The 11959-nt window shown below is 56.4% G+C and carries 11 protein-coding genes; 6 read left to right on the top strand and 5 right to left on the bottom strand.

Annotation, left to right across the window (positions count from 1 at the left end; genetic code table 11):
• Nucleotides 1-3 precede the first annotated feature (3 nt).
• Nucleotides 4-570, bottom strand: coding sequence for a hypothetical protein (locus tag JW885_10515; protein MBN1882595.1), 567 nt, complete (start codon nt 568-570; stop codon nt 4-6).
• Between the two features lie 161 nt (nt 571-731).
• A complete protein-coding gene (gene corA, locus JW885_10510) occupies nt 732-1694 on the bottom strand; it encodes a magnesium/cobalt transporter CorA (protein MBN1882594.1) in 963 nt (320 codons plus the stop codon).
• Between the two features lie 585 nt (nt 1695-2279).
• On the opposite strand from corA, the gene JW885_10505 reads away from it, so the two are divergent.
• The 5 genes from JW885_10505 to JW885_10485 all read left to right on the top strand — a co-directional run bounded on the left by JW885_10505 (nt 2280) and on the right by JW885_10485 (nt 7498).
• On the top strand, nt 2280-2870 hold the full coding sequence (locus JW885_10505; GenBank protein ID MBN1882593.1) for a TetR/AcrR family transcriptional regulator: 591 nt from the start codon (nt 2280-2282) through the stop codon (nt 2868-2870).
• Between the two features lie 52 nt (nt 2871-2922).
• On the top strand, nt 2923-4071 hold the full coding sequence (locus JW885_10500) for an acyl-CoA dehydrogenase family protein (GenBank protein ID MBN1882592.1): 1149 nt from the start codon (nt 2923-2925) through the stop codon (nt 4069-4071).
• Nucleotides 4072-4085: 14 nt separating this feature from the next.
• Entirely contained in the window at nt 4086-5252 is a 1167-nt protein-coding gene (locus JW885_10495) for an acyl-CoA dehydrogenase family protein (protein MBN1882591.1), read from the top strand.
• Between the two features lie 341 nt (nt 5253-5593).
• Nucleotides 5594-6442 carry a CPBP family intramembrane metalloprotease gene (locus JW885_10490; protein ID MBN1882590.1) on the top strand — a complete coding sequence of 283 codons (849 nt, stop codon included), beginning with the start codon at nt 5594-5596 and terminating at the stop codon, nt 6440-6442.
• 243 nt (nt 6443-6685) lie between these two features.
• Nucleotides 6686-7498 (top strand): CPBP family intramembrane metalloprotease, encoded by an 813-nt coding sequence (locus JW885_10485; protein ID MBN1882589.1) that lies wholly within the window; start codon nt 6686-6688, stop codon nt 7496-7498.
• Between the two features lie 9 nt (nt 7499-7507).
• On the opposite strand, the gene JW885_10480 is transcribed toward JW885_10485, so the two are convergent.
• Together JW885_10480 and JW885_10475 are read right to left on the bottom strand one after the other, a co-directional pair.
• On the bottom strand, nt 7508-7831 hold the full coding sequence (locus tag JW885_10480; GenBank protein ID MBN1882588.1) for an AzlD domain-containing protein: 324 nt from the start codon (nt 7829-7831) through the stop codon (nt 7508-7510).
• The gene (locus JW885_10475) at nt 7821-8513 is read right to left on the bottom strand and encodes an AzlC family ABC transporter permease (GenBank protein MBN1882587.1); all 693 of its coding nucleotides are present in this window, start codon (nt 8511-8513) and stop codon (nt 7821-7823) included. Before JW885_10475 ends, JW885_10480 begins: the two co-directional genes overlap by 11 nt.
• A 161-nt stretch (nt 8514-8674) precedes the next feature.
• On the opposite strand from JW885_10475, the gene JW885_10470 reads away from it, so the two are divergent.
• Nucleotides 8675-10198, top strand: coding sequence for an AMP-binding protein (locus tag JW885_10470; protein ID MBN1882586.1), 1524 nt, complete (start codon nt 8675-8677; stop codon nt 10196-10198).
• A gap of 119 nt (nt 10199-10317) precedes the next feature.
• On the opposite strand, the gene JW885_10465 is transcribed toward JW885_10470, so the two are convergent.
• Entirely contained in the window at nt 10318-11916 is a 1599-nt protein-coding gene (locus JW885_10465) for a sodium:proton antiporter (protein ID MBN1882585.1), read from the bottom strand.
• Between the last annotated feature and the right edge of the window lie 43 nt (nt 11917-11959).

Raw genomic sequence — 11959 nt, 5'->3', positions numbered from 1 at the left:
CCGCTACTGGTTGAGGAAATGGGTGGCGTAATGGTGCACCACCAGGTACACCCACTCCTGCCCCCGAATCAGGCCGATATAGGTGCCGGCCAAACCCAGCACCAGGGTGATGATGATCCCCACCGGGAGCACCCGGGGCGGATCCTCCGGCTCGATCCTTCTGTGAATGAAGCGGCTGATGATCTCCATGACCGAAAAGAGAAACAGCGTCACGCAGATGATGCCGAAGAACCAGGGCAGAAAGAGAAAATAGATCAGCTCCACCCCGCTGAACTGACAGGTCACCATCAGCTCGTTCTTGATAATCCAGAGTATCGGGTTGGCGAAGGCTATGATGACCCGCTCGATCTGCAAAGCGCCCCGAAAATACGAGAGCGGCACGCCGAGGATCGGCGAAAACCAGATCGATAAGAACAGCACCAGCCCGAAGACGTTGACCAGGAATGTCCTGAGGGGACTTGGCGCAAGGTGGGCGGCGCCGTGATAGATGAGGCCTGAAACCACCATCAGGCCCACCACCACCAGAAGCGGCACGATGAAGCTCTGAAAAAAGCCTTTTCTGTAATACATGAAACTCACTCCTTGTCTCGTTTCGTGTGTGTTGTCGTGCGGAATTATATCACACTCTTTGGCAGCATTTCCAATATGATTTTTCATACAGGCCTTCGAAAACGTCCGGGACACCCCTTCAGTGAAAACGTCCCGACCGCTCCCGACACACACACCGGCCCTCAAAACCACCCGTTTCTCTTGAACCATTTCACCATCATGAGAAACATGAACAACATCAATGCCAGCGCTGCGGGATATCCGTATCTCCAGCCCAACTCCGGCATGTATTTAAAATTCATTCCGTAGATACCGGCGACGAACGTCAGGGGGATGAAGATCGTGGCGATGATCGTCAGCACCTTCATGACCTCGTTCATCCGGTTGCTCACCATCGAGAGGTGCAAATCCAGTATCGAGCTCAATACATCCCGAACGCTCTCGACCATTTCGACCACCCGGATGGTGTGATCAAACACGTCCCTCAGATACACCACGGTATCCGCCTCGATTAACGGTGCGGGATTTTCCACCAGGCGGTGTATCACCTCCCGAAAGGGCCAGACGGAGCGCCGAAGCTCGATGATACGCCGGCGCATGTCGTGAAGCTCGCCCAGGATTTCCTTGTTTTCACCGGTCAGCACCTCGTCCTCCAGCTCCTCCAGGCGATCCCCGATGTGCTCCAGCACCACGAAATAGGCGTCCACCATCGCGTCCACCAAGGCATAGGCCAGGTAATCCGCCCCCATGGATCGTATTCTCCCCCCCCCCTTTCGAATGCGATCCCGCACATTCTCGAACACATCTCCGTCCCGCTCCTGAAACGAGATCACCTTTCCCTCCATGAGCACCAGGCTGACCTGTTCCCGGACGATCTTTTCTCCCCCGTCGGGGATGAACAGCATATGCATGACGATAAAGAGAAGGTGATCGTATTCTTCCACCTTCGGCCGCTGGTTGGTGTTCATGATGTCCTCGATGGTCAAGGGATGCAGGCCCTGGGCCGCTCCAATTTGTGAGAGGACCGCCTCATCGTGAACACCCACCACATCGATCCAGGTCGTCTCGGGCCGGTCCAGCTCGCCAAGCGCCTCCTCCACCGAGATTCCCTCCCGTTCCCTGAAGGCGTCTTTGTCATACGACATGGCGCGCAGTGTGACCGTGCCGACCTTTCGCTCCCCCACATGGAGCGGCGTTCCCGGCGGCAGCCCGGCCTTCCTCGACTCCCGTATTCTGAAAAGATCAATCACGAAACGCTCCCTCCTCAGATGTCACCGACGATGCCCGTTATACAGGCCTTACGACTATATCATATCAGGGGTGTCTCGTACACCTTTTGACACACATACCGCACGCCGCCCCCGACGCACGTTTTATGTTCTTATCCCCCGATCCGATGCGGTCATGTTAATCCATTGGTCCGAATTCCTGTGGTATCGCCAATTTCCCGTATCAGCACCCGCACCGAACGGGCCTCGTCTTCGCCCCTCGTCCCGCCGGTTCGCCTTTTTATCTTGACAAACGACGCTCAAGTGTATAGACTCCTTGATTGACAAGTCAATCTATTCAATCACTGTTATCCATTCAAATAAGGAGTCGTGAACGCGCGATAGAGCGATCCGTCCAAGCAGACGCCGCACTCAACAATCGCCCCCGCTACGTCAACTGTCATGAGTCAAAACAAAACATCAGAGAACAAACGCAAAACACAGACCCGCCAGAACAACGACGTGAACCAACAGGACAAGACCCAGGTCATCCTTGATGCGGCGATACGGGTATTCGCCAGAAAGGGCTATTACGGCGCGCGGGTATCGGACATCGCCAACGAGGCGGGCATCGCCTACGGACTGGTATACCATTATTTCAAGAACAAAGAGGACCTGCTGCTCTCCATTTTCAGAACCAGGTGGGACCAGTTTTTGGACGCCATCCGCTCGATTATGGAAACCGGGACAGATCCGGCGGAAATGATCAGAAAGGTCATCTCCTTTCTCTTTCACTCCTATAAAAACAACCCGGCCATGATCGAAGTGATGATCATGGACGTCACAAAGAGCACGCGGTTTCTCAACGATGAAAACATCAGTCATTTCCTTGAGGCCTTCAGCCTCATCACACAAATCGTCGATCTCGGCAAGGATTCGAACATATTCAAACCGGATATCGACAGCACCATGACGGCCTACACGATCTACGGATCGGTGGAGCGTATGATGCTGCTTTGGATATTGAGAGATCAGAAGAGTATCACCATTGAGGAGGCGAAAAGCGCCTCCAACATGGTATCAACGATACTTCTCAACGGTATGATCCGATAAGATTGTTCACACGCATATTTCGAGCTGCTGGCAGCACTATAAGGAGGAAAACATGGATTTCGCGTTTACCGACGAGCAACTGGCCTTCAGGGAACAGGTGCTCAAGTTTTCCCAGAACGAAATAGCCCCCCTGGCTGAAGAATTTGATGAGAAGGGGGAATTCTGCTGGGAGGCCTGGAAAAAGATGGGAGAGTTCGGTCTCTTGGGCCTTCACTTCCCCGAGGAATATGGCGGCGCCAATGCCGATGTGGTTACCTCGTGTATGGCGGCCGAAGCGCTGTCTGAGGGAGGCGCCGACGGCGGTTTGACCCTCTCCTGGGGCGCCCATACCTATCTTTCCGCCGATACCATCTATCAGCACGGCACGCCCGCACAGAAAGAGAAATACGTTCCCAAAATGGCCACCGGCGAATGGGTGGGCTGCATGGCCCTGACCGAGCCGAACGCCGGCTCCGACGCCGCGTCTGTCGCCACCACCGCCGTCAAGAAGGGAGATCGATACATCCTGAACGGATCCAAGATGTTCATCACCAACGGCCCCATCGCGGACGTCTGCGTTGTGTACGCCTCCACCGACAAGGAAAAGCGGCACATGGGCATCTCCGCCTTCATCGTCGAAAAGGACTTCAAGGGATTCGGCGTCAGCAAAACCCTCAAGAAAATGGGCGTGAAGACTTCCTCCACTGCGGAGCTCTACTTCGACGACTGCGAGGTGCCCGAGGAAAACGTCCTGGGCGAAATCAACAACGGCTTCCCCATGGCGCTTCAGACCCTGGAGTGGGACCGCTCGGCGCTGCTTGCTCCCTTCGTCGGCGGGATGGAGTATGTCCTGAAGCTCTGCACCCAGTATTCAAAAGACCGGGAGCAGTTCGGCCGCCCCATCGCCAAGTTTCAGGCAATCCAGCAGAAGCTCGCAGATATCAAGTGCTTTGTCGAGGCGTCGCGGCTCCTTGTCTATAAAGTCGCCTGGAGCAAGGACCAGGGGAAAGCCCTGAACCACATGGAGGCCGCAGTGGCGAAGCTCTTTGTGGGGGACTGGGGCATGCCTGCGGTATCCGAGGCGGTTCAGATCCACGGCGGGTACGGCTACATGCACGAATACCCGGTGGAGCGGGTATTTCGGGATACGAAACTGGCCCAGATCGGCGGCGGTACCTCGGAAATCCAGCGTATGATCATTTCCAGGCTACTGTTGTCGTAAGGAGGAGACGAAGAATGGATTATTCTCTCAATGATGAACAATTGGCATTGCAGGAATCATTCCGAAAATTCTGCGATAATGAAATAAAACCGAACGCCGATAAACTTGACAAGGCCGACCACGCCGAGGCCGACACAATCATGAAGCAGAACTTCAAGAAGCTTGCCGAGTTCGGATACACCGGTATGTGTCACGAAGAGAAGTACGGCGGCAGCGGTAAGGATCTGATAACCCAGTGCGTGGCCCAGGAGGAGCTGGCCAGGGTATGCGCCGCCACCTTTCTCTCCGTGGGCGGAAGCCTGGGCCTGTGCGGTCTTCCCATCGCTCATTTCGGCACCGATGCTCAAAAAAAGAAATACCTCCCGAAGCTCATCTCCACGGATATGATCGGCGCCTTCGGACTAACGGAACCCGAGGCCGGGTCGGACGCCATAAGCATCAAGACCACCGCCCGGAAAAAGGGCGACCGCTACATCCTCAACGGCTCGAAAACCTTCATCAGCAACGGCCCCATCGCCGACATCGCCGTGGTCATGGCCGTAACCGGGAAACCGGACGAGAAGGGACGCAACGTCAGCTCCTTCATCGTGGAAAAGGGGATGAAAGGCTTTTCCGCCGGAAAACACCTGGACAAGATGGGGTATCGGGGCGCCGCCACATCCGAGCTCTTCTTCGATGACTGCGAAGTCCCCGCCGAAAACCTTTTGGGCGTTGAAAACGAGGGCTTCATCCAGGCAATGAAGACCCTGGAATACGGGCGCATCGGCATGGCGGTGGTGGCCCTGGGCATCGCCGTCGCCTGTATGGAGGAGTCGATCAAATACGCCAAGGAGCGCCAGCAGTTCGGAAAGCCCATCGGCAAATTTCAGATGGTCGGATTCAGGTTGTCCGACATGAAGGTGTTAACCGATGTATCCCGCCTGCTGATCTACAAGGCCGCATGGCTCAAGGATAAGAACGATCCTGAAGCGGCCACAATGGCCTCCATCGCAAAGCTCACCGCTTCGGAAGCCTCGACGAAGATATCGAGCTGGGCGGTTCAGGTCCACGGCGGCTACGGCTATATGACCGAATATCCGGTGGAGCGGCTCTATCGGGACGCGAAGCTGGGGGAAATCGGCGAGGGGACATCGGAGATTCAGCGGGTGCTCATCGCCCGAGATGTTCTCGCGAAGTATTAAAAACACCTGAAAATAAACACTTTTCAGAAAAAGCGGGCGAACAGCCCGCTTTTTCCGTTACCACACCCGCCGTTTATTATATAATACCCTCGGCCGCCACTGCCCAATCGAAGTCAATAACGTCCCGATATTGGCGACACACAGGATCATATATCATCGTGACATGATAATACGATTCATTTCAAGGTGGAATACCCACTGAAATATTGATCTCAGCCGTGTATCACACCAAACCATATGAGGGAGACAACGGCATTCAGTTTGAGGACGTCGGAAGGTGGATGAGAGAAGATAAAAACCGACCTCCCTACATCTTACACACCATGAAAGAGTGGAAATAGATGGATACTGAAAAAGGAAACCATTCGTCGAACGATATACATGACGATTCACAATCGAACGATACGGTTCCATCCCCCCTTCCCGTCCGCCTGATTTCTGCGGGTGCCTTTACGCTGCTCGCCATCGTTGCCCTGGTGCTGCCGGTGTCGCCGTCGGTGTATGTAAAGCTGGCTTTCAGCCTCGTTTTGCTGGCCGGGTGCCTCGTCTTTCTCACGGGAGCGTCACGGCTTCTCGCCCCGGCGGTCTTTCTCACCCTGGCCTACATCGTGCGCTGCCTCCCCTTCTATTCACTCTTTTTGATGCTGGCGGCGCCTCTGGCGATCTATGGGCTTCTGGTTCTGTGGCTGCCGGCGCTTCATCCCGGCCGCCGGGGATTCACCATGGGACGCATCGAAAAAGGACCCCTCCTCATAACGGTCGTCGGCACGGTGCTGAGCGTTACGGGCCTGGTGGTATGGTATATCACGGGGGATGTTGATTTCAGTGGATTTACCGATGCTTTCAGCGATCGGGCCACCTTCGTCGTCATCCTTGGGGGGCTGTTATTCTCCGTCGTGAACATTCCCGTCTCAGAAACCGTGTTTCGGGGCGTGATGTGGCAGGGCATCGAGGAGTGCGTCCACTCGGCCCTCCCGGTGGTGGTCATCCAGGGGCTGCTCTACGGCGCGGCCCACTACTGGGGCGCTATACCCAACGGCTGGGAGGGGGCGATCCTCTCAGGAATATACGGGCTGTTTCTCGGGGTCGTCAGGCATACTTCAAAAGGGCTCCTGCTCCCGATGATCTCCCATCTGTGCATCGATATCGGTATCCTCGTGCTCGTCCTCCACTCCCTGGAGCGCTTGTAACGGCAATAATAAAGGGACACAGGCCCGATCGGATCTGACCCGCCCCATCGAGCGGCCCCGCCCGGGAGCAAAACACCGCCTCGTGTGATCCCCGTTCCGGCCGATCTCCATCACCGCATCCAAACGAACATCGCTTCGAAACAAGAGAACCGCCCTCCCTTCACCTCCTCATCTGACCGATCCCCGTGATATATTCCGATATGATACAAAAGAAACCCCACAACCGTCAGGTATTGTGATATCATGCCTCCGATGACGGATAGCGAGACGACAACCGAAACACACAGCGGCCGTGAAACGGCGATCGGGCTTGCGGCGTTCATCTGTGCCGCCGCGGCCGGGCTGCTCCTCCCGACCCAGGGCCTCATGTCGACGATAAGCCTCGTGCTGCTGTTTCTATCCGGGTGGATGATCCTCCAGCTCGACATGCCCGCACCAGCCACATACGTCCTGTTTTTCATCCTCGCCCATCTCACCCGCATCCTCCCCTTTTATTCCCTGGGCCTGATGCTGTTTTTCCCCCTGCTCGTTTTTATCACGATATGTCTCGTCTTTGAGCCTCTGCGGTCGGGATCCCTGTGGCTTCGTCGGGGGCGCATCACCCCACGGGGTATCGCCGTCGGGGGTGTAATCATCGCCGTCAGCTGCGTCTCCCTGGTCCTCTGGTACCGTCTCTGCAACCCGGACATCTCCGAGTTCACAGCATTCCTCCCTCCCTCCTCGGGCATCGCGCTCCTTGCCACAGGCCTCGCCTTTTCGCTGGTGAATGCCCTGACAGAAGAGTGCATCTACCGGGGTATCCTGTGGGAGGGTCTTCACGCCGTCACCCACCGCTGGCAGACGGCACTGATCGTCCAGGCCTTGATATTCGGCGTCGCCCACTGGTGGGGCGTGCCGAACGGTATCGTGGGGATTATCCTGGGGATCGTCTACGGCCTGATGATGGGATTTGTTCGATACGTCGCCGGCGGTCTCCTGCTTCCGATCGCGGTGCACATCTTCGCGGACCTCGTCGTCTTCGCCCTGCTCCTTGACACGGCGGGACGCCTCGGGTGAGGATTTTTTTTACAGAATCACTGTTTTCAGAAGCAGAATGAAGCCGATGCCGCCCACGACCGTGACGACGAGGTTTCTCGTCACCGCCGCCAACCCCGCCGTCAGAAAACCGGCCAAGAAGTAGGGATTATTCCAGGTGGGAGAGAATGTTCCACCGGGAGCCGCCACCAGCGGGATGGTGATGGAGGTGAGCACCGCCACCGGCACGAACCTGAGGCATCGCTTCACAAAGGGCGAGAGCTTTTCATCATCCAGAAAGACGATAAACAGCACCCGGGTCAGGTATGTCACCGCCCCCATGCCTAAAAGCGTCAGGAGAATCTCAATCCGCATCGTGTGTCACCAACGCCCCGGTAACCGCCCCGAGGACCGATCCCAGGAGGATATACCAGTTCCCGGGGATAAACAGAAAAAAGAACACCGAAAACATCGCGGACCAGAGAACCACCACGATCTCCGGCTTTCCCTTGATCTGGGGTATCATCAGCCCGATAAACGCCGCGGCCACGGCGAAATCGAGCCCGAGCCTTGTAGGGTCGCCCAGGAGGTTTCCGAACACGGCGCCCACAAGCGTCGAGACGAGCCATGATGTGCCGCCGACGATGCCGCAGCCGATCAGGTAGTCCCGAACCGAGTCGGTCCGATCGGTATCCCAGACGGCGGAGGCCAGGGCAAATGTCTCATCGACGAGAAAATACGAGGCGATGAGCCGAGGGAACACCTCCGGTTCTTTCATCCTGCCGGAGATCGCCGCACCCATGATGAAGTGGCGGATATTGACGACGAAGACGGTCCCGATGATCATCCAGGGGCTGACGCCCGCGGCGAACATGGGCAAAGAGATAAACTGGGAGGCACCCGCCAGCACGATAAGGCTCGAGAGCAGCGCCTCGAGCGCCGTCAGACCGCTCTTGACGGCCAGAACGCCGTACACCAGCCCGAAGGGAAAGACCGACACCATGATGGGAAGGGCGTCGATCATCCCCTTTCGTATTTCGGATCGCTGAAACGTCATTGCTACCAACCGCTTCCCACAGGCAACGAGCGCCAAAAGCTGCGATTATAATACAACTCACTTTCCGGCACAACAGTAAAACGCTTGCGAAAGGCGAAAGACATATGATAAAAAGTATATATTAAAATCCATATATTTCCATTGCTGAGAAGGAGGAGATCATGACCATCGGTAATATTGTTGCTCGAAATGCTGTCCGATATCCTGACAAGGAGGCCCTTATATTCGAAGACACCCGCTTGACCTGGAAGGACCTCAACGACCGGGTCAACCGACTGGCTGATGCCTTCCTTTCACTGGGGCTCAAGAAGGGAGACAAGGTGGCCATGCTCTCCGAGAACGTCCCGGCGATGGTGGAGACGAATTACGCCCTGGCCAAGATAGGTGTGGTATACTTTCCGGTGAAAACACGGCTCCTGGCCCCGGACATCGCCCATCTCATCGACCTGTCCGATGCAAAGGCGCTGCTGTTTCATCATGATTTCACGGAGATGGTCAAGGGGTTCAAGGAGCAACTGGGAAAGGTTGACACCTACATCCAGATCGGCGGTAAAAAGGCGAATTTCGCCGCCGATTACGAGAAGTTCCTCAAAAAGGGAAAACCCAAAGAACCCAACGTCGACGTGCTCCCGGACGATCTGTATATATTTCTCTGCACCGGGGGGACCACCGGTACGAGCAAGCTGGCAATGCTCACCCACGCCAACTCCCTGTGGGCGGTCTACACCACCATCGAAGCCCTAAAAATCACCAGCGACGATACCGGCCTTCAGGTATTGCCGCTGTTTCATGTCATCATAAATAACTGTCTCAACTCCCTCATGGCCGCAGGGGCCAAGGTGGTCCTCCAACACCGGTTTGACCCGGTTCAGTACATGAAAAACCTCTCAGAAGAAAAGGTGACGGTGGCGATGGTGGTGCCGCCCTTTCTCTTTAACTGGATAATGGGCGTGCCCGAGGCAATCGTCTATGACGTCACCCACGTCAAGACGTTCGTCACCGCCGCGGCCACATTCCCCAACGATTTAAAATTGGAAGTGCAGAAATACATGCCCAAGGCCTCCCTCTTCTACTCCTACGGCCTGACCGAATCCAGCGGCGGCAACGCCACGGTCCTCCCCACCGATCACATGTTCGACAAAGAGGGATCCATCGGTGTCGTCAATACTGTGCTTGACTACCGTATCGTGGACGACGGCGGGAACGACGTGAAAACGGGTCAACCGGGAGAGCTGATTCTTCGGGGTCCGTCGGTGATCTCCGGCTATTACAAGCGGGACGACGAGACGAAGGAGACGTTCAAAGACGGCTGGCTCCATACGGGCGATATTGTCCGGCAGGACAAGGATCAATTTATCTACTTCGTGGATCGGCGCAAGGATATGATCAAGACCGGCGGGGAGAACGTTTTCGCGAAAGAGGTGGAAGACGCCCTCATCTCTCACCCACAGGTACAGGAGGCGGCGGTATTCGGCCTGCCGGACGAAACGTGGGGAGAAAAAATCCATGCCGCCGTGGTTCGCCATCCCGGAGAGAAAGTGACGGAAGACGAGCTGATGGCGTACGCCAAGGAAAAGCTCCCGGGCTACAAGCGGCCCAAGGTGATCTACTTTTTGGATGTTCTCCCCAGGAACCCCAGCGGCAAGGTGATGAAATACAGGATGAAGGAAGAATACGACGGGTGATGCGGGATACGACGTCGTTTGAACGATGCCTGTGCGCGACTATATAAAATGAAAGAGTGCGGCGGCCGATGTGCCGCCGCATCCTTTTGTATACGTATCATTCCCCTTATCAAGATATGTTACGATTCCTCCTGAAGCCGCTCTTCCTCCTGCTCCTCCAAGAGATGGAGCTCCGCGTCCAGCCTTCTGGTCAGCTCACCCGCGGCCTCCTCGGAGATCATCCCCTGAAGGACAAGAGTCTTCAGGGTATCCTTCTGAACGATCAAGAGATGTCTCCTGGCGGCGTACGCCTCTTCATAGCGGAGCAGCTCCCTCTCCAGGTGCAGGTCGGAGATGTTTTTCTCGTAGACATCCATGCGCTTTTTATAGTCTTTGTATACCAACCCGTAGTTCTCCTGAGAGATGGTACGTCGCTCCCTCATCTTTTCCAGCTCCTCCATGGCCCGGCTGACGGCCATGAGCCCGCCCCGCATCCGCTCATAAGTACGCCGCTCCTCGGACACAAGACCGATGCCCAGCCAGTTCAACAGGGGCTTCATGCTCATACCCTGGCCGATCAGCGTCAAAAACACCACCCCGAAGGTCATGGAGAGAATCAGCTCCCGGTGTGGGAAGTCCTTCGGCAAGGACAACACCAGAACCATCGAGATTGACCCGCGGATACCCCCCCACACCAGCACCCACCCCCACCTCGGGGTGATATCGCTCCCCAGGCGGTTGACCAGGGGCCGGGACAGGAAGACGACCGTCATCCTGGAGAGCAGTACCGCCCCCCAGGCGATGAGTATCGGCACGATATGCTCCACCAGGTGGGCCACCGACAGCTCGATGCCGATGAGTATAAACACCATCGAGTTGACCACGAAGACCACGTACTCCCAGAAAGACGACACCGCAAGCTTCGTGGTGGGGGACATGCCGTAGCGGGTGCCGAAGTTTCCGCTCATCATCCCCGCCACGACCACGGCGATAACGCCGGAAAAGTGCATGTCGAAGATGTGCACGGACTCCGCCACCAGGTAGGAGCCGTAGGCGAGGATGGTGGTGAGGGTGATCTCGATGAGGTGATCGTCCACCTGGGCGGTGAGGACGCTCAGGGCGAATCCGAGGATCGCCCCCACGGCGATGCCCCCGGTCACCACGAAGAGGAACTGGACCAGGCCGTCGGTCAGGGTGAGCTCCCCGCCCTGGAGCGCCGCCAGTGCGATCGAAAAGATGACCACCGCCGTGCCGTCGTTGAAGAGGCTCTCCCCCTCGATGATGACGGTGAACTTCTTGCTGATGCCCAGCTTTTTGAATATGGCGAGCACGCTGATGGGGTCCGTGGCGGAGATGAGGGAGCCGAAAAGGAGTGCGTATCCGATGGTGAACGTCAGCTCGCTTTTGGTCATCTCTATGCCGAGGGCGACGATCCCTCCGACGATGAACATGGTCAAGAGCACTCCCGGCACCGCCAGGATGACGATGGCCCAGGCGTTCCTGAGAAAGTCGTCGATATCCAAATGAAACGCCGCCTCGAAAAGGAGCGCGGGCAAGAGGAGAAAGAAGAGGAGATCGGGCGTCAGGTGAATGCCGCCGATGATGTCGAAAAACCCGAGCACCAGCCCCACCACCACCAGGGCCACCGTATAGGGGAGCTTGATCTTCCGGACGACCATCGCCACCGAAGTGACAATGATCAACAGCCAGATCACCTTTATCTCAAGAAGCACTTCCACGGGATACGTCCCATTTTTGAAAATCGATTTTTTGAATTTTATC

The organism is Candidatus Zymogenaceae bacterium (genome assembly GCA_016931225.1).
Taxonomy (GTDB): Bacteria; Desulfobacterota; Zymogenia; order Zymogenales; family Zymogenaceae; genus JAFGFE01.
This window is presented reverse-complemented; position numbering and strand designations above follow the sequence as displayed.

What these genes read in the sequence shown, in the direction of transcription:
- JW885_10515 (MBN1882595.1), bottom strand. Translation starts at nt 570, where the DNA reads ATGTATTACAGAAAAGGCTTTTTTCAGAGCTTCATCGTGCCGCTTCTG.
- corA (MBN1882594.1), bottom strand. Translation starts at nt 1,694, where the DNA reads ATGTCGTATGACAAAGACGCCTTCAGGGAACGGGAGGGAATCTCGGTG.
- JW885_10500 (MBN1882592.1), top strand. Translation starts at nt 2,923, where the DNA reads ATGGATTTCGCGTTTACCGACGAGCAACTGGCCTTCAGGGAACAGGTG.
- JW885_10495 (MBN1882591.1), top strand. Translation starts at nt 4,086, where the DNA reads ATGGATTATTCTCTCAATGATGAACAATTGGCATTGCAGGAATCATTC.
- JW885_10490 (MBN1882590.1), top strand. Translation starts at nt 5,594, where the DNA reads ATGGATACTGAAAAAGGAAACCATTCGTCGAACGATATACATGACGAT.
- JW885_10485 (MBN1882589.1), top strand. Translation starts at nt 6,686, where the DNA reads ATGCCTCCGATGACGGATAGCGAGACGACAACCGAAACACACAGCGGC.
- JW885_10480 (MBN1882588.1), bottom strand. Translation starts at nt 7,831, where the DNA reads ATGCGGATTGAGATTCTCCTGACGCTTTTAGGCATGGGGGCGGTGACA.
- JW885_10475 (MBN1882587.1), bottom strand. Translation starts at nt 8,513, where the DNA reads ATGACGTTTCAGCGATCCGAAATACGAAAGGGGATGATCGACGCCCTT.
- JW885_10470 (MBN1882586.1), top strand. Translation starts at nt 8,675, where the DNA reads ATGACCATCGGTAATATTGTTGCTCGAAATGCTGTCCGATATCCTGAC.